Source organism: Dorea sp. Marseille-P4042, assembly GCF_900290215.1.
Classification (GTDB): domain Bacteria; phylum Bacillota; class Clostridia; order Lachnospirales; family Lachnospiraceae; genus Dorea; species Dorea formicigenerans.
Genome location: NZ_OLMI01000003.1, coordinates 536,619 through 562,925, shown reverse-complemented (window position 1 = coordinate 562,925; position 26,307 = coordinate 536,619). Strand labels below are relative to the sequence as shown.

Sequence of the window (26,307 nt, the reverse complement as noted above, 5' to 3'; positions counted from 1 at the left end):
AAGGTATGGGCGTTGATATGAAGGTCAAAGCGATATACGATTCTGAAATTGGTAACATCACCAGATCAGAAAAGAACTGGAAGGATGTGTTAAAGGTCGCAGGTCAGTTATACCGCTATGAATTTGACAATATCGTTATGATAACAGCTCAGAGACCTCCGGAAAAAAGCACACTCATGGCAGATTATGATACCTGGAAAAAGGTGGGAAGATATGTAAAGCGTGGTGCGAAAGGCTGCGCCATCTTCCCGTCAAGGGCACTGAATCCACGCATGAGGTATATATTTGATATCAGTGATACCGGAGGGAAGAATGTTAAGCTGACATGGGACCTTGAGGGAGAAAATCTTAAAGATTATGTGGATTTTCTCGTATCAGAAGGTCAGATTGAGCAGTACGATAACAGCAACAGGGAGTCTCTAAAAAATATATTAAAACAGTTTACAGGAACAGATGTTTGGCTTATAATAAAAGAAGAGTTCGGAGACCGAATGACCGAGCTCATGCAGCTATCAGGTAGTGTGATAAAGGAAGAAAGTAAGAAACGCAATGGCTTACAGCAGGAAATGGACATGGAGCAGCTTGTATATGCAAGTGTCATGTATGCTGTAGGGACGAGATGCGGATTTGACTTATCTGTGCAAGAACAGGATTTCAGTCAGATCGTAAATATCAAAGACGAAGAGATCATTTACCGTCTTGGTTCCATTGTATGCGATGTCTCCTGTAGTGTTCTTAGAGAATTTAGTCGTAACTTAAAGGCAATCGAGAGCGAAAGGAGAATTGGATATGTTAGAAGAAATGACTTACAAGGAAGTGGACGGACTGCTTTATCCGCAGATAGAGATGCCGGACGAGACGGAGGATCTCACGAAGCTGGGCAAATACGGAAGGATGGCGATGAACTATCTCAAAGAGAACGAGCCGGCAAGATACAAGACGCTGATGAGATTCGGGAAGATGTACGAGAAGATGTCAGCGGTAGAGGAGGAAGCGAATCAGCTGTACGACCAGTTAGAGATGCAGTATCTGGCGAAGCACAAGCCACAGGATCCGTCATCGACAATGGAGATGTGGAAGATAAGAGAGCAGGCGAAGATGCAGGCAGAGGAAGTGGTACTGAATCAGATAGTGATGCGATTCCACTAGAATCAGATGATACAGAACTGAATAGGGAACTTGATGAAATCAATTCATTGGGTGTCAGTAAGGAAGCCGAATATACACAGGCTTCCTTTTTTTTCGACCAGAACGGGCAGGCAAGCATTGGCACCATTCATACTGAGGACGAAAACAATAATCAATTTATGCGTCAGTTCGAGCAGGACAGAAAAGTTGCATTAGCAGGTAAATACAATTACCTGAATCCCAAAAAGTCTGCAACAGTACCAGGTGAGTATATCAAACAGGTGCTTATGAGAGGTACAGGTTTTATCGGTGGTAAGGGCAGGGTATGCAAGATTTTTGAAACAGAGATTGATGCAGGAACCAGAGTAAAGCGTATCAAAGCAGAATATGGTCAGGGAGGTGCAGGCTGGCCGGTTGACGGACTGGGACTGCACGGATATGACACATTTCATGGGAACGGACTGCGTTTTCAGTGGCGAGATGAGGATGGAGAGGTTGAAGGATATGTTTCATGGAAAGATATCGAAAAAGAGCTTGGTGTCCTTATTCTTACAGGGGAATACCAGCCTGAGACACCTCGTATTGATGAACTTGCGATGGACGGACTCCGTGAGGATGATGAGGTCATTGATGCCGAATACCGGGAAGTGGAACCGGAAGAGGCAGAATCAGAGATTGATGATTATGCAATACCGGATGAGCCGGAGAGCTATGCTTCTAACAGAGATTATGTTAGTGCAAAAGGCATGACACCACAGGAAACTGCCGATGAAGACCGCATGATAACACAGGCAGAATATGGTGCAGAGATAGAAGCTGAAACATCAGAAAAAGATCCGTCAGAGCTTCAGTATATTACACCGATTGATTATGCCAAGCGTATTGCAGAGCTTGATGAAGACTTGCGTGATGCGGCGGAGATTCTGGTGACAGATTGTAGCTGCTACACTCCATTTAGGGCATTCCTTATGGATGTGGTGCAGTCTGATTTTGCATTTATGCCAAATAAACTTGACCTTATCAGGGATATTGCATTAGGGACAGATAATGCAGAAAGAAAGGCATATTCCAACAATAAGTATGGTCTTGTGGAGTACTCAATCAGAAGCGGATATGTGAAGATCAGCTATAAGAACAGGAATGGTGTGCGTAAAGAAGGTGCTCTCGATTGGCGTGAGTTATATGAAATCTTATCTTATATGGTAAAACAGCCATTTTACTGCGGAGAAGACCAGAAGAAGTATTATCAGGAGACAAAGCAGAAGGCTGACAGGGATAAGATGAATCCGGTCTATAAGAGATTCTTTGATATCGAGGATAGTGTAAAAGCCAATCGTCTTGAAACCAGGGAAAGAGCAATAGCGAATGGCTGGGAAACCAAGATTGATGAGAATGGACATGTGGTTTCAGATGATGCAGTATCAGTATCTGTGGATGATATTCAGGCTGATACAGAATCACAGGAAACTGTAGATTTTACACCAAAGCAGGAACCAGTACAGCAAGTAGAAAGTCTTGAAAATGAGAAGAATGTTGCCGGGCAGACGAAACACAATTTCCACTATAACCTCTGGGAAATGGAAAAAGGCGGTCCCAAGACCAGATACCAGTGGAATATGGATGCGATCCGTACTTTAAAGCAGATTGAATCAGAAAACAGGCTTGCCACACCGGAGGAACAGAAAGTTCTGTCGAAGTTTGTCGGATGGGGCGGATTGTCACATGCATTTGATGAGGAAAACGCAGGCTGGAGCAAAGAATATGCAGAGCTGAAAGAACTTTTATCTGATGAGGAATACAGTGCTGCAAGGGCAACAGTAAACAATGCCTTTTACACTTCACCGGAGATTGCCATGTGCATAAATTCGGCACTTGTCCAGTTTGGTTTCAGAGGTGGAAATGTGTTAGAGCCATCTATGGGTATAGGTAACTTCTTTGGAAGTATGCCGGCACCTATGCAGAGAAGCAAGCTGTATGGGGTGGAGCTTGACAGCATTTCGGGAAGAATTGCAAAGCAGCTTTATCAGAATGCAAATATTAGCATTACAGGATTTGAGAATACCACATATCCGGATAACTTTTTTGATGTGGTTGTCGGAAATGTGCCATTTGGAGATTATAAGGTATTTGATCCAAAGTACAACAAGTATAACTTCCGTATTCATGATTATTTTCTGGCAAAAGCACTTGATCAGGTAAGACCGGGAGGCATGGTTGCAGTAATCACCACAAAGGGAACTCTTGATAAAACCAATCCTACTATCCGAAAGTATCTGGCTGAAAGGGCAGAGCTTGTGGGAGCAGTAAGACTTCCGAATACTGCATTTAAAGACAATGCAGGAACAGAAGTTACAGCAGATATCCTGTTTTTGCAGAAGAGGGAGAGAAAGATTGACATTGAGCCGGACTGGGTACACCTTGGTGTAACTGAGAATGGCATTGCAGTCAACTCTTATTTTGCAGAGCATCCGGAAATGATGCTTGGGGCTATGAAGTATGATACAAGGATTTACGGACAGGACAGCAGATATACAGTCTGTGTGAATGATGATGAGAACTTCAATATGTATGAAGCACTAAACAAAGCTATCGGTAATATCAAAGCACAGATGACAGATTTTGAGAGAGTGGCAGATGAGGCGGAGCAGACGGAGGAAGTTATCCCGGCTGATCCGGATGTGAGAAACTACACTTACACATTTTTTGAAGGAAAGCTCTATTATAGGGAAAATTCCGAGATGGTAAGAAAAGAGGTATCACAGACTGCCGAGGAGAGAATCAGAAGTCTTGACGAAATCAGACAGATAACAAGAGAGCTGATTGATATCCAGATGGATGGCTGCAGCGAGGAGGAGCTTTCTGATAAGCAGAGACTTCTTAATGTAAAATATGATGCCTTCGTAAAGCAGTATGGAGCCATTACTTCAAAAGCAAACAGAATAGCATTCAGGGATGACAGCGATTATCCACTTCTTTGCAGTCTTGAGGAAGTAAATGAAGACGGAGAGGTGAAAAAAGCGGATATGTTTTATAAGCAGACGATTAAGGCAAAGACTGTCATAGACAGGGTTGAGACTGCTGTGGAAGCATTAAATGTATCCGTCAATGAATTTGGATATGTAAATCTTGCATATATGCTTTCTATCTATGAGCCGGATATTACAAATGCAAAGGAAGAGCTTGCAGAAAAGTCCGGACAGACAGCTGATGAGATAACGCTAAGTGATGATGCATTAGCAGAGCTTAGAAGGGCAGTCCTTGTGGAAGAGCTGGACGGACTGGTTTTCCTAAATCCAGACCGCTACAACGAGAACAATCCCGACATCGGCTGGGAGACAGCAGACGAGTATCTTTCGGGAAATGTGAGAGACAAACTTCGTGTAGCAAAGGCTATGGCGGCTGATACAGACAATCCGCAGGCAGAAAGATTTGCAGGAAATGTGGCAGCACTTGAAAAGGTGCAGCCGGAATGGATTGAAGCCTCGGATATTGATGTAAAGATTGGTACGACATGGATTGAGCCGCTTGATTATGAGCAGTTTATTTATGAGCTTCTTAATACCCCAAGACGGGCAAGAGCAGTCAGAAGCCAGTATTACAATACAGGAATTCAGGTACACTTAAATAAGATGAGCATGGAATGGTTCATCGAGAATAAAAGCATGGATAAGCATTCAGTGGCAGCTACTAAGACTTATGGTACAAGCCGCATGGATGCTTATTCTATTTTTGAGGATACGCTGAACCTTAAAACTGTAACAGTCAGGGACAGGATTGATGACGGAGATGGCAAATATCATTACGAAGTAAATAAGAATGAGACAATGCTTGCAAGGGAAAAACAGAACATGATCAAGGAGAAGTTCAAGGAGTGGCTGTTTGCAGAGCCGGAGCGTAGACAGAAATATGTGGAGTATTACAACGAGACATTCAATAACATCCGCCTGCGTGAATATGACGGAAGCCACTTACAGTTTCCGGGAATGAATCCGGCGATTGAGCTAAAGCCTCACCAGAAGAATGCGGTGGCAAGAATCCTTCTTGGAGGAAACACCCTGTTGGCACACTGCGTTGGTGCCGGAAAGTCCTTTGAGATGATGGCTGCCTGCATGGAGCAGAAGAGACTCGGACTTGCCAATAAGACGATCATGGTTGTTCCAAAGCCGCTTATCGGGCAGACTGCATCAGAGTTTTTAAGGCTGTATCCGTCAGCAAATATTTTAGTTGCCACAGAGCGTGATTTTGAAAAGAGCCGCAGAAAGCAGTTTGTATCAAGGATTGCAACAGGTGACTATGACTGTATTATCATGTCCCACTCGCAGTTTGAGAAAATCCCAATCTCCGCAGAGAGAAAGGAAAGAATGCTTAACGAGCAGATAGATGAAATCAGCTATGCGATTGATGAGATGAAGGAGCGTAATGGAGAGCGATGGACTGTAAAACAGATGGAAAGCCAGAAGAAAAAGCTGGAGGAACAGCTGAAATCTCTATCTGATGAGAGCAGAAAGGATGACCTTATTACTTTTGAGGAGCTTGGTGTGGATTCTATCATGGTAGACGAGGCACATAATTTTAAGAACCTTGCGATTTTTTCCAAGATGAATAATGTGTCAGGTATCAGCAGCAGTGGAGCTAAGAAGTCAACGGATATGCAGCTTAAATGCCAGTATTTGTCTGAGATAAATGATGGCAGAGGCATTGTGTTTGCGACAGGTACACCGATATCCAATACCATGTGTGAGATGTATGTCATGCAGCTTTACTTACAGAAAGCGGCACTTGAAGAGATGGGGATTTATCACTTTGATTCATGGGCAGCGAACTTTGGTGAAGTGACAACCGCACTGGAGCTTACTGTAGAGGGAAGCGGTTTCCGTTTTAAAAGCAGATTCAATAAGTTTACGAATCTGCCGGAGCTTATGAATATCTTCCGTGAGGTAGCAGATGTGCAGACCGCAGACATGCTTGACCTTGATGTGCCGGCACTTCGTGGTGGGAAGCCTATCATCGTGGAGTCGGAGCCTGACTGGTATGTAAAGCAGGTCATGGAAGATTTTGTTGTGAGGGCAGAGCGTATCAGAGGAGGTGGAGTAGATCCAAGCGTGGACAACTTCCTAAAGATTACCCATGAGGCAAGATTACTCGGAACAGATGCAAGGCTGATTGATAAGGACGCACCAAGTAATCCTGACGGAAAGCTCAATAAGGTAGCAGAAAATGTGTGGAAAGAATATGAGAAAGGAAATGCTGATGGTCATATAGGCTGCCAGCTTATTTTTTCGGACATCGGCACACCGGGACCGGATAAGGACTTCACCATCTATGATTATCTGAAAGAAACTCTTATCCAATATGGTATTCCGGCAGAGGAGATAGCTTTTATCCATGATGCTAAGACTGACGCACAGAGGGATGCACTTTTTAAGGAGATGAGGACAGGTAGAAAGAAGGTTCTTATTGGTTCAACGGACAAGTGTGGAACAGGTGTAAATGTGCAGACACACCTTGTTGCAATGCATCATGTGGACTGCCCTTGGAAGCCAAGTTCCATTGAACAGAGGGAAGGACGAGGCATCAGACAGGGCAACGAAAATGAAGAGGTTGCAATCTACAGATATGTCACCAAAGGAACCTTTGATGCATACAACTGGTCGCTCATCGAAAATAAGCAGCGATTCATCAGTCAGGTCATGACAAGCAAGGCAGTAAGCCGAAGCTGTGAGGACATCGACGAGGCAACACTTTCCTATGCAGAGATTAAGGCAGTCGCCACAGGCAATCCTCTTATTCGTGAGAAGATGGAGATTGACAATGATGTCCAAAGATTAAAGCTCTTAAAGGCATCCTATGACAACCAGAGATATGGCTTGCAGGATAACTTTATGATTAAGTACCCAAAGCTGATTAAGACAGCAACTGAAAAGCTTGCCAATGTCCGTGAGGATGTAAAGGCAAGGGATAAAGAGCTGATTGATAATCCGGAATTTGCCATTACTATAGGCAAAGCAACTTACACTGAGCGTGTGGATGGCGGAACGATGATGCTTGAAGCAATCAGCAAATGCAAGACCGGAGAGACAACTGCAATCGGTAAATTCCACGGATTTGAGCTGCTTGTGGAAAAGAACTTCCTTGGCATCAATTATATGGTGCTTCGTGGAAAGACCGAGTACAAGGCAGAGCTTTCCACAAGTCCTGTCGGCAGTATGGTGAAGCTGGAAAACCTGTTCAACGGACTCCATGAGAACATTGATTTCCTGGAAAAGAAGATTGAGCAGTACCAGAATAACCTTGAAGCATCAAAGACTGAGTATGACAAGCCATTTGCGTACAGCAAGGAACTGGAAGAAAAGCTGGCAAGGCAGTGTGAACTGAATGCCCAGCTTGACCTTGAGAACGCAAAGGCTGTGGATGCAGACCTGAGCGGACCGGAGGAAGAAAGAGAAGCAGATGACAGAATGGAATCTGCAGCAATTGTAGCAGAGGATAAAGGCGCTTATCCATCCGACAGAGAGGGCAGAACACGATAGGAGAGTGAATAATATGAGCATAAGAAAAGTGGTCGCAGGACTACTGATTACAGCAGGGATTGCCATTATGGCAGTCCCTTTTTTCTGGCGGGCAACCGGAGAAAAACAGACAGAACAGCTCATAAGTGAATTTGAGCAGACATTGGAGGATGATTACGATGAAGAAACAGATGTGGAGGAAGAGCAAACCTCCATTAGTAAAGAGGATGAAGCCATTCTTAAAGAAGGCGGTGTTATCGGTATCATTGAGATACCGGGTTTAGATATCAGGTATCCGGTAATGGAAGGAACCACAAGTAAAGTGCTTAATGCCGGGATTGGTCATATAGAAGAAACAGCAGGAATCGGTGAGAGTGGTAACTGTGTGTTATGCGGTCACAACGGCAGCAGATATGGCACATTTTTTACACCACTAAATCAGATATCCATAGGAGATGAAGTGATGATAACCGACAAAAATGGACTGAAGCACATCTATGAGGTAACAGAGACAGAGGTAGTAAATCCGTATGATAACAGCATCAAGACACAGGGCGATGAAAAAGAACTAACTCTTTTTACCTGTTCCCGGAAAGGAACCATGCGTTTTGTTGTCAAGTGCATTTATAAGGAGGCGGTGATGGATGAATAAGAGATACCGGTTAGGTGAGATAGAAGAGGCAGTAGCAGAAATGGAAGAGCTAATCGACATCGAGGATGATATTGCGGAAATTGATGATGACTTTCAGATAGTCGTAAGCGGCTGGTCTGTGTATGTCGAAAGCCTGAATCTGACGCTTAGACAGGGAATAGCCTGTGTATGGGATGAGGAGGAAGGATTATTTATGCCTGATTTTGATGTAACCATCGTGTATGAGGGGAACATTGAAACGGGCTACTCCAGAAGCGATGCTTCTGTCGTTAATGAGTCAGGTGAAAGTATGCAAGCATCCTTTCCTGCTGACTCATTATATTATGAGCAGGACGGAATGATCGTTACACTTGGCAACTGGTTAAATGGCAGATTGTCTTGTGAACAGATAGAACAGCTTTGGTGTGAGCTTATCATACCAAAGCAAAACAAAGAACAAAAAGAAAGCGAGGAATAGCATATGAAGTATTCAATTAAGGTAAACGAAGTAAGGGCAAAAGAGGGCAGCAATATCAAAGGATTTGCAACAGTAGTATTCGGTGATTCATTTAAGATTACCAATATTGCAATCCTTGAGAATAAAGACAAGGGAGAGCTTTTTGTATCAATGCCTAGATACCGCTCCAATGAGCGTGATGAAAGCAATGGTGTGATCTATAAGGATGTGTGCAATCCTATCACAGCAGAGTTTCGTGAGGAACTCTATACCAATATCCTTGATGCCTATGCAAGAATCAAGGAACCGGAGAAAGAGGAGACACAGAAGCAGGACAGAACACAGGAAATGCCGGAGTTTTCCGTAACTGTGACACCTTATGAGAGGGAAGGCAGTAACATCAAGGGACTTGCCCGTATTTACTTTGAAAACAGTTTCATTGTAAATAATATTAATATCGTGCAGGGCAAAGAGAAAATCTTTGTATCAATGCCTTCTTATAAAACAAAGCAGGTGGACGAGCAGGGCAAGCCAATCTACCAGGATGTCTGCTATCCGGTTACAAAGGATTTCAGGGAAAAACTCTATAATGAGATTATCTCGGAATATGAGAAAGCAAAGGATAAGAGCAATGAAAAAGCCAGGGAGAGTGCTGAGAAACATCATGGCAATCCCGATAAAGAGAAGGACAAAGAGGCAACACCCTTTCGATAATTAGCAATCGGAGAACAGGGGCGGCCAAGGCTGCCCCATTTACAGAATGGAGGAAACAGAATGGATATAGAAGCAGGAAAAACACTTACTAACGAGGAGGTCATAAGAGAACTTCTCGAATTATTAAAGAAAAATGCCATGAAAGAGCAGGCAAACGATGTATTTGAGATATGCAGCTATGTGGATGGACTGGAGAAAAAGATTGATTCCATGACAGAAGAACTTACCAGTATGCAGAACCAGATCAAAGAAATGCAGGAACTTTATTTTGTGTTGTTTATATGCCATTGTTTTATGTTGCAAAAGGTTTGTTTTTCCCTTTGCGACATCGCAAGGGACAGGGCAGACCTTTTGCAACACGGATTTCTATTGAAAGAGAGGTGGCTTTATGGATTTTGGGTATGTAAGAGTTTCTGCTAAAGAGCAGAACCCGGCAAGGCAGGTGAAAATTCTGATGAAGCTAGGGATTGAGGAGAGAAATATCTATGTGGAGAAAAATTCAGGGCATCATTTCAACCGGGAAACATATGATATGCTGGTCAAACACATCATGCCATAAGTCATGTCAGCAGAAAACTTGATGTCCGGTTTGGAAAGGTGTCTAGAAATCTTATTGGAAAAAGTTAAAATTTCTCGTTTCAAAGTATAAGTATTTGATGTAGAATAAGTCATAGGGAATCCTTTCTCTTTTTGTTTAGTGGATTATTGTTGTGGTGACTTTATTTTACATCAAAAAGGAATGAGATTCCTTATATTTTGGACATTTTTTGATAGTTTATAGAGATATATAAAATAACATGCCGTTGTGGATAAAACTGCGGAAACTCAAGCATTAAAAAATATTGACAAACATATTGAAGATATATATAATAAGGTTATCAAAAGGGTTAGTTATCACTAACTTTGGTTCGGGAGGAAAATGTATGCAAAAAAATCACCTGAACCTCCTCTTCAAAGAAATGGGAGCGTTCAAAGTCACTATGGTTCTCAGCATTATTGTCGCAGCAATTAGTTCGTATGTAAGTCTTAAAGCCTTTGAATATATATATAAGGCTTCCGAAGAAGTGATTCTGCACATATCTGATGTTTCACAGATTAATACTGAGCTTATCAAAAACGCAGGAACACACATATTATTTTGTGTTTCGGGAGCTTATGGGTTGTATGGGATTGCACTGTTATTCTCACATATAACGGCATTTAATACGGCGGCAATTCTTAAGCGCAAACTACTGAAACATATCGGTACAGTACATTTAGGTTTTTTTGATGCCCATCCAAGTGGTGAATTAAGAAAGCTTATAGAGAAAAATACCGATGCAACAGAAACACTGATTGCACATCAGATTCCTAACACGGCACAATCAATTGCATTACCGGTGTTTCTGGGAATTTATATGTTCAGATATAACTTTTGGATGTCACTTGCCTGCATTATCCCGGTAATAGTCGGATTCATATTAATGATGTCTATCATGATGAGCGGTGGAAGTGATTTCGTTCACACATATCAAAAAGCATCTGCTGACATGTCTGCTGCGTGTGTTGAATATGTTCGTGGTATTCCCGTAATGAAAACTTTTGGTCAGACGGCTGACTCGTTCAAAAGATACAAGGTCGCTGTAGATGGATTCACAGACTATGTGCTCAAATTTGCAATGTCTATGATGAATGCTGACAGTTCATATAATACAGCTATCAACAGTACATTTATAACATTGATTCCCGTAGGGCTGCTTTTATTCAAAAAGTCTTCGGGCTCAACTGATGTTATTCTTGATTTCATATTCTTTGCATCTATGATACCGGTGGCTGTGACTATCCTTAAAAGGATTATGAGTAATTCGTCAGAAACAATAATCGTTGATGAGGCTATGGAAGCATTGGAGAAGATATTCAATGAAGAATCGCAGGAGTTTAGGGGAGATATGGTGCCTTCTACATATGATATAAGCCTCAAAAATGTTAGCTTCAGATACAGTGAAGACACAAAATGGGTACTTGAGAATGTATCTCTTGAAATTCCGGCAAAAAGTAATGTTGCTTTTGTTGGTATGTCGGGAAGCGGAAAGAGTACCATTGCCAATCTTATCGGCAGGTTCTGGGAAGTTAATGAAGGTTCAATTGAGATTGGAGGATGCAAAGTGAGTGATATACCTAAGAAGGGTCTTGATGAAATCATGAGTGTTGTATTTCAGGAAAGTACTCTGCTTAAGAAGACACTTGCAGAAAATGTAGCGTTATATAAGCCGGATGCGTCTAGAGAAGAAATACTTAACGTTCTTCATTATGCTCAGTGCGATGACATTTTAGAGAGATTGCCGGATGGTATTGACACGGTCTATGGTTCTAAAGGAACTTATTTTTCTGGAGGAGAAATACAGCGTATCGCTATAGCAAGAGCTATCTTAAAGGATGCGCCGATAGTAATTCTTGATGAGGCGACTGCGTTTGCAGATGCAGAAAATGAATATCTTATAAGGAAAGCGTTGGAAAAACTTTTGGCAGACAAGACTGTTATTATGATTGCTCACAGAATGCAGACGGTAAGAAATGCGGATATCATCTGTGTTATGCAGGAGGGTAAAATAATAGAAAAAGGTAATAATGATGAATTAATGACCTTAAACGGAAGTTATAAGAATATGGTAGATGAATATGATAAGGCAATCAAATGGAGAATAGGGCGAAAGGAGGTATCAAATGCTTAAAAAGATATTTCATTTAACTGATAGGGGAGTAAAAGCGTTACATAAAGCATCTCTTTGGATGACGCTTTTTGAACTCGCCTGCTCATGCTCGGTAATACCTATCGCATATGCCTTATATGAAATGATTCAAGTATATACAGGAAAGCTGCATGAAACCACAGGTATATATATATATATTATTGTATCAATCGTAATAGTTATACTTTGTTTTCTTCTTTATAAGAAAATGTATAGTGTTAAATACATATCTGCGTGTAAAGAAAATAATCATCTCAGGATGAGTGTTGCAGATAAGCTTAGACGTATACCGGAGGCTTTCTTGAGTAAAAGAGATTTGAGCGACCTGACATCGACGATCATGGATGATATTGGAACCATAGAAGGGGTTCTGACAAACTCCATAGCAGAGACTGTTGGTGGAATCGCATCAGGTCTTATTATGATCATTGCGCTTTTCTTTGTAAATGCCAAGCTTGCGCTTTGTCTGGCAAGCTGTCTTCCGATTGCGGCTATAGCCATGAGTCTTAGCCATGTAGTATCGGGAAAAACACATGAGAAGAATAGATATCTGAAGCTTGATATTTCGGAGGGCGTTCAGGAATATCTGGAAAATATAAAGAGTCTAAGAGGATCGGATACAATGGCTGTATATCAGAAAAATATGAATTACAGAATTAACAGGATCATACCTAGACTTGTGTTATTTGAATTTCTGTCAGGTATGTGTATATCGGTAGCGTATAATGTTATGCGACTTGGTATAGGTTTTGTAACCATACTTGGAGCCAAGATGCTTATTAGTGGGGAGATCACACCTTTTGTTTTTTTGTTATTTTTGTTGATGTCAGTAAGGGTATATGAGCCGTTATCGCAGGCACTGGAGACGGCGGGCGCACTTATTGCTTCGAGTGTTGCGGCGGGGAGAAATGATGAGATTCTCACTTGTCCTAAGATGACCGGTAAGTCTGAGGCGGATCCTAAGGGATATGATATTGAGTTTAAGGATGTTGATTTTGGTTATGACGAAAAGAAGGTTCTGAACAAGGTGTCATTTACTGCGAAACAGGATGAATATACAGCTTTAGTCGGACCTTCTGGAAGTGGCAAGAGTACGGTGGTCAAACTTGCAGCCAGATTCTGGGATATCAACAGTGGAAAGATCACGGTTGGTAAAGAGGACATTTCTAAGGTTGAGCCAGAAGCTTTGTTTAAGATGTTTTCCATAGTATTTCAGGATGTGACATTATTCCGGGATACCATATATAACAATATTCTCATAGGTAATAAAAATGCTACCAGAGAGATGGTCCTTAAAGCTGCAGAAGATGCACAGTGTATGTCATTTATAGAAAAGCTTCCGGATGGAATTGATACTGTAATAGGTGAAAACGGTCATACCTTATCTGGAGGTGAAAGACAGAGGTTATCCATTGCAAGAGCGTTTTTAAAGGATGCGCCTATTGTTCTGCTAGATGAAAGTACAGCTTCGCTTGATCCGGAGACTGAGACGAGTATTCAGCTGGCACTAGAGAGATTAACTAAGGGAAAGACGGTGCTTATGATAGCCCATAGACTTAGGACTGTTGAAAATTGTGACAGGATTGTTGTATTAGAGGACGGTAAGGTCGTGGGTAATGGTAAGCATGAGGAGCTTATTAAGAAATGTTCATGTTATAAGAAGATGTATAATTATCAGAAAGAGGAGGTGTAGTCTTATGATGATAAGCCATATATTGTATAAAGTAGATGACCTTGAAAAAGGAGTTAAGCTGTTTAAAGATAAAGGTTTCGAGGTTGAGTATGGAAGTGAAAAGAATCCACATAATGCTCTGGTGTACTTTAATGACGGCTCTTATGTTGAAATTCTTAAGAGTATGGGATTTACTAAACCTCTTGCGTCTATTTTGAGGAGGATTGGTTACAGGGAATTCGTGGATGGTATGCTTGACCAGGAGAAAGGTCCTGAGGGGTATATGAGGATTGCTTTTGAAAATGATGACACGGAGTTTGTGAAAGAAAAGAGAGTGCTTCAAAAACTTGGAAAGAAAACCGTGTGTGTTCCCGTAAGTAGAAAAGACTTAAAAGGTGATCTGTTGAAATGCAAATGTTTATTTCCGTACGATGGAAGTTTCCCTTTCATAAAATCCCGATTCGAGAATTTTACGAATAGAAACATAAAACATCCGAATGGAGCGGTAGGTTTTGGCAAGGTTGAATATCATACATCTGCAGAAGTTATTGACTATATAGGTAAACTTGGCGGGTGCAGCAACTTAGATCTGCACGAGGGAGAATCTCGTATAGAAGTAAGTTTTGTATATGAATAATGTTAAAAATAATTAATAAAGAAACGAGGTATATAAAATGAATGATAACACGAGGAATAGTAATAAGCTGACGGGAAAGGATCTTATGAATATAGGTATTTTTACAGCATTGTTTCTGGTTGTGGAAATAATCGTTGCCTGTGTATTAGGAGTATTTCCAATGGGATTTGTTCTGATTTCTATTGTTGAAGCCATAATTCTGGGAATTCCTATGATGCTTTATTTCACGCGTATTAAGAAGTTCGGAATGATTCTGATAACGGTTGTGGTTAATGGAATTATTATGATTGTTACAGGTATGGGTCTTGATGCATTAAGATATGGTATTTTTATCGGACTTATTGCCGAGCTTGTTATGAAGTGGGGCAATTACAACAGCACAATCAAGGCTATAATCGCATATGCAGTATTCAGCCTTATTGCAGTGACTAACTATATTCACTGGCTGTATGCAAGTGAAGAGTGGCTTGCAGGTCAGTCTGCAGCCTATGGACAGGATTTTACCGATGGAATAACTGGTTATTTTTCAATGTCATGGTTCTTTCCTGCTATAGTCATTGCAACATTTGTAGCTGGTATCATAGGGGGCTTCATGGGTAAAAAGGTTCTCAAGAAGCATTTTGTTAAGAGTGGATTATTATAATGGATACAGTTATAAGAAATGAAAAAGCAGGTAAGGCACAGCTTTATCTGGATCCAAGAACCAAACTGTTGTTATGCGTGACGGTTTCTATAGTTATGTTTGCGAAGGATAACACAGGAATATTCAGATACATTATTCCGTTTATGGTTGTTATTCCGCTGCTTTTTGTAGCTATAGCAAAGAGTCCGTGTATGGCTATAGGTTATGGAATTATGTATATAATAGCACTTAAGGTTCCGGTAATGTTGGTGCCTTATCTGCCGAAGGCCGTAAATGTTTTGTTTACGGGAGTTATCGTGGCGATGACCAAGCTTATACCGGGAATGTCTATGTTTATATTTCTTATTTCGACGACGAGTGTAAGTGAATTTATCGCTGCAATGGAGAAGATGAAGGTGCCTAAGATTTTTATTGTGCCGACATCTGTAATGTTTAGATTCTTTCCGACCATTATTGAAGAATACGGGAACATCAAAGATGCTATGAGTCTCAGGGAGGTAGGGAACTTCAGAAATCCGGTACAGATGCTTGAGTATAGGATGGTTCCGTTGCTTATTTCTCTTACTTCCATTGGCAATGAACTGTCTATATCAGCTCTTACGAGGGGGCTTGATGCACCCGGAAAAAGAACCAATATGTGTGCGATAGGATTCTGTATCCAGGATTATATTGCGATATTTATATCAGTAGCGTTGCTAATACTTATGGTGATTGCGCTGATCTGGGGAATATAGAAGAGGTATAAAAGTGATAAAAACCGAAAATGTTTTTTATAAATATGAAAATACAATTGAGGGAGATGCTCTTACTGATATTTCCGTAGAAATCCCCAAGGGACAGGTGGTGCTTCTTTGCGGTGAGTCTGGAAGTGGCAAGACTACTTACACCAGAGTTGTAAATGGACTTTTGTCTAGTTATTATGAGGGGAAACTCAGTGGCGATATAGAAGTGTGTGGAAAAGATGTTATGCATACACCGCTTCATGAACTTGCAAAGGATATAGGTTCGGTATTTCAAAATCCCAAATCTCAGTTCTATACACTTATTACAGATACTGAAATAGTATTCGGATGTGAAAACCTGGGGATAGCTAAGGATGAAGTGCTTAGAAGATTCGACCGGGTTGTTGGAGATTTTAATATTGAAGATCTGCTTGGAAGGAATCTTTTTTCACTTTCAGGCGGAGAAAAACAGAAGATAGCCTGTGCTTGTGTTGCAACCTTAAATCCTAAAATAATAATAATGGATGAACCATCTTCAAATCTTGACATCAAATCCATAGCAGAGCTTGGAAGAATCATCAGAAAATGGAAGCAGAAAGGCTGCACGATAATAGTTGCTGAACATAGACTGAGTTGGTTAAAGGACATCGTTGATCGCGTCATTTACTTTAAGGATGGAAGGATAGCGGAGGATTCGGGCAGTGATCTTTTCTGGAAACATTCTACAGACGAATTACACGAGATGGGGCTTAGAGCACCGGCCGAATTCAAACCGCTATACACTAATGAGCTTAGTAATGAAATAGCCATAGATATCAAGAGATTATCCTTGAAAAAGAAGAAGAAAACAATTCTTGATGTCAAGGATTTAAGAATACTTAAGGGCGCCGTGGTAGCTATACTGGGTAATTGCGGTGCGGGAAAATCTACGTTTGCAAGATGCTTCTGTGGGTTGGAGAAAAAGGCCCTAGAAGAAGTATATATAAATGGCAGGCTGTGCAAACGTAAGGACAGGTTAAAGAAAAGCTATATGGTAATGCAGGATGTAAATCATCAGCTTTTTACCAGCAGCGTTGAAGAAGAAATTTTGCTGGGGGTTAAAAGTGAAGATGAGCACAAAAGAGAAGAAATTCTTAACAGTCTTATTAAACAGATGGACATAGAAGACTATAAAGAGGCGCATCCCATGTCGCTTTCGGGTGGACAGAAACAGAGAGTTGCCATAGCCGGTGCCCTTGCATCGAATAAGGATATTATGTTTTTTGATGAGCCTACAAGCGGACTTGATTATAAGCATATGAAAGAGGTTTCTGAGTGTATTAAGCAATTGTCGACATTGGGAAAAACGCAGTTTGTAATAACCCATGACCCGGAGCTTGTAGCGGGATGTTGTGATTACTTCATTTTCATAGAGGATGGTCTTTTGAAAAAGCACGGGGAATGGAATCAGGAAAATATTGATTTTGTAGCCGGATTCTTTAGTCGGCAGTAATCGTTATTGTAGTGATACGGAGGATAATGTTGGAAGACGTAAAGATTATAAAAAACCTTACTGATTATGAGGAGGGAAAGACTATATTCTTAGCCTTTCCTTATGCCGGCGGAGGTGCTTCTTTTTATTACAGCTGGCAAAAGCTTTTGCAGGATGTCTGCCAGGTATGGGCAGTTCAGCTACCCGGAAGAGAGGAACGAATGGGCGATGGGTACTATACGGATATTAAAGAAGTAGCTGAGCTTGTTGTACAGCAGATTAAAAATGTAAAATGTCCGATTGTTATATATGGGCATAGTATGGGAACGAAAATTGCTTATGAGGTGGAACGCAGATTAGAGGTACTGCATAAAGATGTAAAGCTTATTATAGTTTCCGGATGTGGGATACCTACGGAAGAAGAACCGGAATTTATTGCACATCTACCGGATGATGTGTTTATTGAAAAGGTTGTGGGATATAACGGAATTCCGACAGAACTGGCAGAAGACAAAGAAATAGTCAAATTCTTTTTACCGACCTTGAGGGCGGATTTTGTGTTGAGCGAATCCTATAAATGTGAAGAGCTTAACAGGGGTAATGTTCCCGTCAGGGCGATGGGAGGAACAGAAGATACCGAGGCTGATGAAAATGCAATTAAAAAATGGAAGAAGCTTAATCCGGAGAACTTCGAATACAAAATGTATGAAGGTTCCCATTTCTTTATAAAAGAAAAGCAGCACATGGTGGTAGATCAGATTATAGACTGGATTATAGAGATAGGCGATTAAAGGATAAAATTATGAGTGTTTGTATAGGAATACTTGGAGCGACGGGTAAAGTGGGACATGTGGCGGCGAAGTATCTGGAACCTGATTTTCAGGTGCTTAAAGCGGCAAGAAGTAATATAGGGGGCAATAATTCTTATAGAGTAGATGCAGATAAAGATGAGGAATTGATTGATTTTGCAAAGAAGTGCGATGTTGTTATAAATGCAGTCGGACCTTCTTATGAAAAGTCAGAAAGGATAATGAAGGCAGTTAACAACTGCAATGTGTCATGTATTGATTTGTTTGGAACCAAGCTTATAGAAAGCGGCAGTTCGGATAATGGTGCATCCGGTGATATATTAAATATAATCGGTGCAGGGTGTGAGCCGGGAATTACAGGGGCGATACTTGACAGACTTGCTAAGAATTACGAGGATGGTGACCAACTTCTCCTTATAAAGGGCGGTGAAGAAACAGGTGGTGTGGCAGCCCTTAAAGATATCATACTGAGTTCTCTATCAGGTTATATTATGCCTAATAAGGTGTTGAAAGATGGACGGCTGAAAGAACGGAAAATGTATGGTGAGATTAAAGAAGAAGTAGAAGGGTTCGGAGCTTATGTATATAAGGATATCATAATGGATCAGGAGGGTCTTTCGGTCTGTAATAAATATGGCGTTAAAGACTTTGAACAATATAAGTCATATGCAGATATTGCAAGCAAAAATCTAATCACTGAAGGCTGTGTCAGATATGCAGTCGCAGTGGATTTGGAAAGTCGAAACAGAATCTGTGAGGACATTTATAATCAACAGGTAAACATTATTAGAGGCAGAAAACAGTGGGTATCTATAAATGCCGTTTTAAAAAAAAGAAATTCTTATAATTCAATAATTATTAGAGGAAAGGATAGTTCTTATCTATCCGGGTTAACAGCTGCGATAGCAGCGAAATCCTTATTAAATTCCAATAAGAATAGAGTTAAAGGTATGGTCTGGGCATATGATTTTGTGGACTCGGAGTATTTATTCGAGTGTCTGAAAAAGGCAGGAGTCAGTATAACAGAAAACACAGAAACTACAGATAATCAAGTGGAATATGGTGAGATATAGGACAATATGAAGTGACCTCGCATTTGTAGCAACGTGGATTTACCTGCATACTAAGTTTTGGAAAAAATGGTAACAGGGATTACCGCATACAGAAGGAGACCACTTATATGAAAAGAATACTACGAATAGGAATGGATGTCAATAGCACAAACTATACTTTATGCGCCATTGAGCCAAGATTTGATGGAGACGACATTATTTATGCAAATGTCAAGGTAACGCCGGAAGCGGAAAACATTGTACAGTTTATTGAGAATCTTAAGAAAAAGATAAATGATGACTGCGACATTCTTTGCGGCTATGAGGCGGGCTGCCTGGGATTTTCTTTGTATCATGCATTAGTGAAAAAAGGAATCCGGTGCACCATCCTTGCCCCGACAACCATGCTGACACAACAGGGAAACGGATCAAAACGGATAAGAGGGATGCGCTGATGATTGCGCAGTGTCTTGCCTATGGCGGTTATCATGCGGGGCATATTCCGACAGATAAGGATGACGATGTAAAACTCTATCTGCGTATGAGGGATGACCATAAGCTGGATTTAAAGAAGATAAAACAAAGGATCTGTGCGTTCTGTTTAAGCCAGGGGTTCCATTATGATAAGGGGAGATGGACACAGGCACATTTAAAATAGCTGAAATCACTTGGACTGAGTGAACTGGACAGGGAAACGCTGGATGAATATCTGATTACCTATGAATATCAGACAAACCGGATAGAAGCTTTTGATAAGCGAATAGAGGAACTGGCATCTGAAACAGAGTATGTGGAAAAAGTGAAAAAGCTGGTGTGCTTTCTCGGAGTGAAAACCCATACGGCGTTATCTTGTCTGGTTGAGACCGGGGATTTCCAGAGATTTGCAAAAGCAAATATCTATTCCGCCTATCTGGGACTGGTGCCTGGGGAAGATTCGAGCAGCGACAACATCAACAGACTCTCCATCACAAAAGCCGGGAACAGCCATGTAAGGAAACTGCTGATCGAGGCATCCAAAGGTATCTGCAAGGGAGCGGTAGGGCATAAGTCGAAAGATTTAAAAGCAAGGCAGAGCGGGAATCCGCCGGAGGTAATCGCATATGCAGATAAGGCAAATGAAAGATTGAGAAGGAAGTATTACAAAATGATAAGACATGGCAAGAAAAAGACCGGGGCGGTAACCGCCGTTGCGAGAGAACTTGCGTGCTTTATATGGGGCATGATGACAGACAACACCGGCGTGGCGTGATATCAGGCTGCCATCCGCCCGTCAAGGGTAAATAAACTGCTGCGCAGCCCTTGACAGCCGGCTGTCATCCTGATGGATGGAAATCAAGCTGATTAAGCAGGCACAGCTGCATAATCAGCAGCAACTATTAACGAAACACTGGAGATATCTTGGAGAAGTCTTTTGGGACTTCAAGGTTCAGGTTATCTGCGACACCTCCTTGTTGGCAGTGCAAAAGCATTGATCCACGATTTAGGACAGCAGAACCCACGGCGGACCATTGACCTGTAGGTAACCAATCCACGAATAACGGAGTGGCCAAATGCCGGGAACTGTTAAACAAAAGGCTTCTCCAAGATATCTTCAGGACGCAAATGTGAGTTTTGTCAGAGAAAAAGTTTGTTTTTTAAATTGCCTCTTGACAAAAGTCACTTCATAACGGAGGTTTTAGTAAATGAGACAGAAAATTGAGCGATTACAGGATAGAGGTATTGTTCTTTGGGCAGAAAAAGGAAAACTTAAATTCCGGGCCAAGGAAGGAACCATGACATCTGAAATAATGTCATGGTTGAAGAATAATAAGCAAGATGTGATTGATTATCTTGCGAGTAATTATATGGTTGACCACGATGAGGAAAACAGATACGAGCCTTTTTCGTTAACCGGCATACAGAATGCATATTTGGTCGGGCGTAATTCGGAGTATGAGTTAGGAGGAACAGGATGTCATAGTTACACGGAGTTTAAGTTCGATAATATTGACTGTGCAAGATTGGAAAAGGCGTGGCATGAGCTTATTTTAAAACACGATATGCTAAGAGCTGTATTTTCATTTGAAGGCTATCAGAAGATTTTGGAAAAGCCGGCTATGCCCGGACTTGTTGTCAATGATTTGTCTGCAAATGCTACTGGAATAGATTCTTCTGAATTTAAAGAGATCAGAAAAAGCATGGAAGACAAGAACTATGAAATAGGCAGCTGGCCGATGCATCAGTTTGCGGTTACAAAATTTGCGGATTATGATATTGTACATTTTTCTATAGATATGCTTATAGCTGATTTTGTGAGTGTTAATATTATGATGTCCGATCTGATAAAGCTATATGAAGGGGAACAGTTAAGTGTATCACAAAATAGTCTTACATTTAGAGATGTTGTTCTTGAAGATGTGAAGAATGCGAGTTTGATCAGGAAGACAGGTAAATATTCTATTGATGAGGAATACTGGAAAAATCGTGTGAAGGAAATGCCGGCGGAGCCTGTTCTTCCGGTGAAAAATGAAGTGTCAGAAAAGACAAGCTTTACCAGACGCATCTTTACATTGAGTCCTGATAAATGGGATAGATTGAAGACTGTGGCTAAGAACAATGAGATCACTTCTTCTGTTGTGATCATGACACTTTATATAGAGACAATATCCAGATGGTCATACGGCAGCAGTTTTTGTATTAATCTTACACTTAATGACAGAGACAGAGAATATCTTAGTGAGAACGCTATTGTTGGCGACTTTACTACTATAGATGTGTTCGAGGCTAGAGATACTAACGAAAAATTCATTGACAGAGCTAAGAGAAATCAGCTGCAGTTGGTTAAAGACTTAGAGCACAAGAGCTTTAGTGGGATTGAAGTGTTAAAGGAATTAGGCAGAGACAAGGGAGAAAAGATTGTTATTCCTGTTGTCTATACAAGTACCTTGGGCTCGAAAGAGGATGACATCATTTCTGAAAAGTCGGAGCTTATCTATGGCGTAAGCCGTACACCCCAGGTATGGATTGATTGTCAGGTGGTTGAATCGGCAGGACGTCTGGTAGTCAACTGGGATGTGAGAGATGGTGTATTTGAAAAAGAGATCATTGAAAGTATGTTTGCTGCATTTACCGAAGCGGTTGAATATGTTGCGGATAATGAAAAGAGTTTGAATCAGTCAGAAGTCATAAAGTTTCCAGAAAAATATGTTGCAGAAAGAAAGGCATTAAATGATACAGATAAAGACATAGCCAAGTCTTATATGTATGATGGATTTTTATCTCAGGTTAAAAATGCTCCGGAAAGAAGAGCTCTTGTGGCTTCAGATGTAGAGTACAACTATCGGGATCTGGCAGGTTATGTGCAGGATATAAGAAATAAGCTGAAGGATGCAGGAATTAAGGCTCATGATAAAGTTGCCCTTATAGAAGATAAAAGTGTATATCAGATTGCAGCAGTGCTTGCAATCATTTTAGAAGGTGGAGTATATGTTCCTATAGCAGTAAATCAGCCGGATAGCAGAAAGCTTGCTATCGTACAGGATGCAGAGGTGTTATGTATCGTAGGAAGAGATGACCTTGCAGAAGCCGGAGTGTCGCTTATTGATCTGTCAGATGTTAAAAAGGCAGAGGAATTCGATTTTGAACCGGCAATGATCGAATATACTGATCCTGCCTATATCATTTTCACATCCGGCAGTACGGGAAGACCGAAGGGTGTAGTTATTTCGCATAAGGCAGCGATGAATACAATAAATGATGTTAACGACAGATTCGATATTACAGGTGATGATGTGATTCTCGGAGTTTCAAGCTTAACGTTTGATCTATCTGTATACGACATATTCGGAGGGTTTGCAGTCGGAGCAACACTGGTGTTACCGGATCCCGGCAAAGAAAAGAGTCCGGCTCACTGGAGCGAGCTTTTTCAAAAATATAAGATAAGTGTATGGAATTCGGTTCCGGCTATTCTTTCACTATATATGGATTACAGATCATTAGAGGGACTTGAGAAGAATTCCTCAATGAAATGTATAATGCTTTCAGGAGATTTAATACCAAGAACATTTCCGAAGGAGATAAAAGAGGCATTTACTAATGCCACTGTGTATAGCCTTGGTGGTGCGACAGAAGCGGCTATCTGGTCTATTTATTACCCTATTACAGATTACGACCGGGATAAGAACATACCTTATGGCATGCCGCTTTCAAATCAGTATTTTTACATATTAGATTCTAATGACAGAGTATGCCCGGACGGTGTTACAGGGGAGATCTGTATAGCAGGCGATGGTCTTGCGGATGGTTACTATGGAGATAAGGAGCTTACAGATCAGAAATTCTATGTAAATGATTCGCTTAACAGGCGTATATACAGAACCGGTGATCTTGGATTCTATGGCGAGGGTGGAATCATTGAATTTGTCGGACGTAAGGATTATCAGGTAAAGGTAAATGGACACAGAATAGAGCTTGGGGAGATTGAGAGTGTTCTGCTTGATCATCCTATGGTGGATCGCGCTGTGGCAACTGTGTTTGAGGATGATGATCAAAAGAAGAGCCTTGAAGCATTTGTTGTATTAAAACATGGTGACAACATAGATACAGATTACAGAAATAAAGCTGCCCTGTTGGGTGAAGAGGTTGGAATTGCCGCTGATGCTGCACTTGGAAACAGAACCAAGAAAGCCATTCTTGACTGGAAGAAGTGTTCAGAGAGAAATGCTGTTGTTGATATGTTGTGGGTGTTCAGATCGTCGGGGGTATTGGGAAATGTGGATGAAAAATACACATATGAACAGATACTGGATAAGATTCGTCCTGACAGTGATTATGAGCATATCGTTAAGCGCTGGTTAAATGTGCTGATTACTGAGGATATTCTTGCATACCAGAATGACTGTTATGCTCTTACAAGTAAGGGTGAAGCTATGATCGACAGAGATATGGCATGGACAGAGTTTGCGCAGTTAGAGGAAGATGTGGATTACAGCCATAAGCTGTTCGAGTATCAGAGAAAGTCCTCTGATCTTCTGGTAGAGCAGATAAGAGGAAATGTAAGAGGTCTTGATCTTTTCTTTCCGGGTGGTAGTACTGATGTAGCGAAAGCGGCTTATCAGGATAATGTTGTTAATAATATGCTTAATCAGGCTGTGAAAAAAGCTTTGGTAGGAATCGTTAAGTTGAAGGAAGAAAGACTTGATCGCAGGATTAATATTCTTGAAATCGGAGCGGGTGTAGGCGGTACGTCAGATGTTATTATTCCTGAGTTAAAGGAATTTGATGTATCCTACTGTTTTACAGATGTATCTAATTTCTTTATTACTAAGGCGAAAGAAAGATATAAGGATTATGACTTTGTATCATATGGTCTTTTTGATATAAATAATAGCTTTGAGAACAGAGGTGTTATTGCACAGGCTTATGATATTGTTCTGTGTGCAAATGTACTACACAATGCCAAGAACTGTCCGGAGGTTCTGGAAGAAATCAAGAAGATTATGACGCCAAAGGGTGCACTTATAATTATCGATACCACTGCAGATTCTTATTCGTTGCTTACATCGTTGGAGCTTAAAGGAGGACTTAATAATTTTGAGGATGTAAGAAAAGAAAGAGAGCAGACATTCTTTGTGGAAGAGGATTGGGTAAGAATGTTTGCGGATGCGGATTTTGATACGGTAATAACCTATCCTGCTAAAAATGATGAATTTAGCGATATCGGACAGAAGGTATTTGTAAATATGGTAAATATTTCTGAGGTTGAACTGGATGTTGATGATATCAAGAACCATTTGAAGAAGAAATTGCTTTCGTATATGGTGCCTGGTAAGATCAAGATTTTGAAGGAGCTACCCTTAAGTGCTAACGGAAAAATAGATAGAAAGAAATTAAAACAAATAGAATATGTTACTAAAAAAGGTGATGGTGGTCCGGAAGAAGGAAATATGACTCCTCTTCAGAAGTGCATTGCTGAAATATGGATGGAAGTGCTTAATATTCAGTCTGTAGCTGTAGATGATAATTTCTATTCCGTTGGAGGAGATTCTCTGTTGATAGCCCAGATCGTCTCTAAGCTGCGTGATAAGATTCCGGAATTTGAGAAGATGAGATGGGATGACCTGATGAGAGATATATTAAAAGAGCCGACTATCATAGGTCTCAGCCGGTTAGTAGAAGAAGACGGTGATAAGATATCGGATAAAAAGACAGACGAAGAAAAGGATATATATCATGACAGCCGCTGTATGCACACGTATCAGAAGGGAAATGGAAAACGTGTTACTGCATTTTTCCATGCAGGTACAGGACGTATCAAGGACTATGCAATGATCGCCCCAGAGCTTTGTAATGCGGATAAAGACAGAACAGTTGTAGGTTTTACCTACGGTGATGAAGAATTATATCTTCAGGTTCCGGCAGATAAGCTGATCGATGTGAGAGCGAACGTATATGCCAACCGTCTCGAAGAGCTTCACGCTGACAGCTATCAGTTAGTTGGATATTGCGTTGGCGGTTTTGTGGCGATGGAGACTGCTAAGGCGATGATGGAAAGGGGCTTGGAGGTTGAGCCGGTTCTGGCTATAAGTTCACATTTATGTCTTCACAGTATAGAAAATCAGCTCCTTTTTGAGAGTGCATATGGAGTAATCTTAGGTGCGGATATATTTAAGGCAGGTTACAGAGGTAATCCTGAAATTATAAGATGTGCGCTTGAACATATCTTGCAGGGTGAAGATAGAGATGTGACTAATGCTGAATTGTGCACGCTTGACGGTGATTATGACGAGTTGGGAAAAGCATTTACTGCTCTTACCACTCTCACTCATGAAAAAAGAATGGAAAACATATATAATAGCATAGATAATCCTGATTTTGCTGGAGAACAGAGTACCATGATAATGCTCAATATTTTATATGATGTGTTTGAACACACATATAAGGCAATGATCAAATATAAGCCGGATTTTTTCAGTGGCGATTTGATTGCATTATTACCTGACACTGATTTGATGACAACATATCCTGTTATGAGAGAGGATACAGACTGGGATGAATTTGTGCTAGGTGATTGCAAAAAGTATGTTGTACATGGTGATCATAATACATGTATTGATTCAGATAATTACAAACAGATTATGAAATATTTGATATAG

General features: G+C 40.9%; 17 protein-coding genes and 1 pseudogene. All 18 read left to right on the top strand.

Annotation, left to right across the window (positions count from 1 at the left end; translation table 11 throughout):
* Positions 1-5 precede the first annotated feature (5 nt).
* The 18 genes and pseudogenes from C7E02_RS20340 (at position 6) to C7E02_RS16165 (ending at position 26,307) form a co-directional block, all read left to right on the top strand.
* A complete protein-coding gene (locus C7E02_RS20340) occupies positions 6-7,658 on the top strand; it encodes a helicase-related protein (protein ID WP_105310167.1) in 7,653 nt (2,550 codons plus the stop codon).
* 13 nt (positions 7,659-7,671) lie between these two features.
* Entirely contained in the window at positions 7,672-8,289 is a 618-nt protein-coding gene (locus C7E02_RS16235) for a class D sortase (protein WP_105310166.1), read from the top strand.
* Positions 8,282-8,746 (top strand): hypothetical protein, encoded by a 465-nt coding sequence (locus C7E02_RS16230; RefSeq protein WP_105310165.1) that lies wholly within the window; start codon positions 8,282-8,284, stop codon positions 8,744-8,746. Before C7E02_RS16235 ends, C7E02_RS16230 begins: the two co-directional genes overlap by 8 nt.
* A gap of 3 nt (positions 8,747-8,749) precedes the next feature.
* A complete protein-coding gene (locus tag C7E02_RS16225; RefSeq protein WP_015516986.1) occupies positions 8,750-9,439 on the top strand; it encodes a SpoVG family protein in 690 nt (229 codons plus the stop codon).
* Positions 9,440-9,499: 60 nt separating this feature from the next.
* A pseudogene (locus C7E02_RS20575) lies at positions 9,500-9,700 on the top strand (DUF6674 family protein); the annotation flags it as partial.
* Between the two features lie 127 nt (positions 9,701-9,827).
* Positions 9,828-9,998, top strand: coding sequence for a recombinase family protein (locus C7E02_RS16215; protein ID WP_105310164.1), 171 nt, complete (start codon positions 9,828-9,830; stop codon positions 9,996-9,998).
* A 283-nt stretch (positions 9,999-10,281) separates the two neighbouring features.
* Positions 10,282-12,150: an ABC transporter ATP-binding protein gene (locus tag C7E02_RS16210; protein WP_242978953.1), complete on the top strand. Its 1,869-nt coding sequence runs from the start codon at positions 10,282-10,284 to the stop codon at positions 12,148-12,150.
* A complete protein-coding gene (locus C7E02_RS16205) occupies positions 12,143-13,861 on the top strand; it encodes an ABC transporter ATP-binding protein (protein ID WP_105310162.1) in 1,719 nt (572 codons plus the stop codon). The genes C7E02_RS16210 and C7E02_RS16205 overlap by 8 nt, the downstream gene beginning before the upstream one ends.
* A 4-nt stretch (positions 13,862-13,865) precedes the next feature.
* Positions 13,866-14,477 carry a VOC family protein gene (locus tag C7E02_RS16200; protein WP_158683092.1) on the top strand — a complete coding sequence of 204 codons (612 nt, stop codon included), beginning with the start codon at positions 13,866-13,868 and terminating at the stop codon, positions 14,475-14,477.
* 37 nt (positions 14,478-14,514) lie between these two features.
* Positions 14,515-15,120, top strand: coding sequence for an MptD family putative ECF transporter S component (locus tag C7E02_RS16195; protein WP_105310160.1), 606 nt, complete (start codon positions 14,515-14,517; stop codon positions 15,118-15,120).
* Entirely contained in the window at positions 15,120-15,854 is a 735-nt protein-coding gene (locus tag C7E02_RS16190; RefSeq protein WP_105310159.1) for an energy-coupling factor transporter transmembrane component T, read from the top strand. Before C7E02_RS16195 ends, C7E02_RS16190 begins: the two co-directional genes overlap by 1 nt.
* A gap of 13 nt (positions 15,855-15,867) precedes the next feature.
* Positions 15,868-17,334, top strand: a complete 1,467-nt coding sequence (locus C7E02_RS16185; protein ID WP_105310158.1) for an ABC transporter ATP-binding protein — start codon at positions 15,868-15,870, stop codon at positions 17,332-17,334.
* A gap of 29 nt (positions 17,335-17,363) precedes the next feature.
* Positions 17,364-18,104 carry a thioesterase II family protein gene (locus tag C7E02_RS16180; RefSeq protein WP_158683090.1) on the top strand — a complete coding sequence of 247 codons (741 nt, stop codon included), beginning with the start codon at positions 17,364-17,366 and terminating at the stop codon, positions 18,102-18,104.
* A gap of 11 nt (positions 18,105-18,115) precedes the next feature.
* Positions 18,116-19,195: a hypothetical protein gene (locus C7E02_RS16175; RefSeq protein WP_105310156.1), complete on the top strand. Its 1,080-nt coding sequence runs from the start codon at positions 18,116-18,118 to the stop codon at positions 19,193-19,195.
* A 107-nt stretch (positions 19,196-19,302) separates the two neighbouring features.
* Positions 19,303-19,629 carry a hypothetical protein gene (locus C7E02_RS19970; RefSeq protein ID WP_242978951.1) on the top strand — a complete coding sequence of 109 codons (327 nt, stop codon included), beginning with the start codon at positions 19,303-19,305 and terminating at the stop codon, positions 19,627-19,629.
* Entirely contained in the window at positions 19,629-19,832 is a 204-nt protein-coding gene (locus C7E02_RS19965; protein WP_242978950.1) for a hypothetical protein, read from the top strand. Before C7E02_RS19970 ends, C7E02_RS19965 begins: the two co-directional genes overlap by 1 nt.
* A gap of 132 nt (positions 19,833-19,964) precedes the next feature.
* Complete coding sequence (locus C7E02_RS19960) at positions 19,965-20,423, top strand: transposase (protein WP_242978949.1); 459 nt, start codon at positions 19,965-19,967, stop codon at positions 20,421-20,423.
* Between the two features lie 433 nt (positions 20,424-20,856).
* The gene (locus C7E02_RS16165) at positions 20,857-26,307 is read left to right on the top strand and encodes a non-ribosomal peptide synthetase (RefSeq protein WP_105310155.1); all 5,451 of its coding nucleotides are present in this window, start codon (positions 20,857-20,859) and stop codon (positions 26,305-26,307) included.

Excerpts from the sequence above, each read along its gene's own strand:
- C7E02_RS16205 (WP_105310162.1), top strand. The coding sequence starts at position 12,143 with ATGCTTAAAAAGATATTTCATTTAACTGATAGGGGAGTAAAAGCGTTA.
- C7E02_RS16165 (WP_105310155.1), top strand. The coding sequence starts at position 20,857 with ATGAGACAGAAAATTGAGCGATTACAGGATAGAGGTATTGTTCTTTGG.
- C7E02_RS16215 (WP_105310164.1), top strand. The coding sequence starts at position 9,828 with ATGGATTTTGGGTATGTAAGAGTTTCTGCTAAAGAGCAGAACCCGGCA.
- C7E02_RS16235 (WP_105310166.1), top strand. The coding sequence starts at position 7,672 with ATGAGCATAAGAAAAGTGGTCGCAGGACTACTGATTACAGCAGGGATT.
- C7E02_RS16230 (WP_105310165.1), top strand. The coding sequence starts at position 8,282 with ATGAATAAGAGATACCGGTTAGGTGAGATAGAAGAGGCAGTAGCAGAA.
- C7E02_RS16175 (WP_105310156.1), top strand. The coding sequence starts at position 18,116 with ATGAGTGTTTGTATAGGAATACTTGGAGCGACGGGTAAAGTGGGACAT.
- C7E02_RS16195 (WP_105310160.1), top strand. The coding sequence starts at position 14,515 with ATGAATGATAACACGAGGAATAGTAATAAGCTGACGGGAAAGGATCTT.
- C7E02_RS16190 (WP_105310159.1), top strand. The coding sequence starts at position 15,120 with ATGGATACAGTTATAAGAAATGAAAAAGCAGGTAAGGCACAGCTTTAT.
- C7E02_RS16225 (WP_015516986.1), top strand. The coding sequence starts at position 8,750 with ATGAAGTATTCAATTAAGGTAAACGAAGTAAGGGCAAAAGAGGGCAGC.
- C7E02_RS16200 (WP_158683092.1), top strand. The coding sequence starts at position 13,866 with ATGATGATAAGCCATATATTGTATAAAGTAGATGACCTTGAAAAAGGA.
- C7E02_RS19970 (WP_242978951.1), top strand. The coding sequence starts at position 19,303 with ATGAAAAGAATACTACGAATAGGAATGGATGTCAATAGCACAAACTAT.
- C7E02_RS20340 (WP_105310167.1), top strand. The coding sequence starts at position 6 with ATGGGCGTTGATATGAAGGTCAAAGCGATATACGATTCTGAAATTGGT.
- C7E02_RS19965 (WP_242978950.1), top strand. The coding sequence starts at position 19,629 with ATGATTGCGCAGTGTCTTGCCTATGGCGGTTATCATGCGGGGCATATT.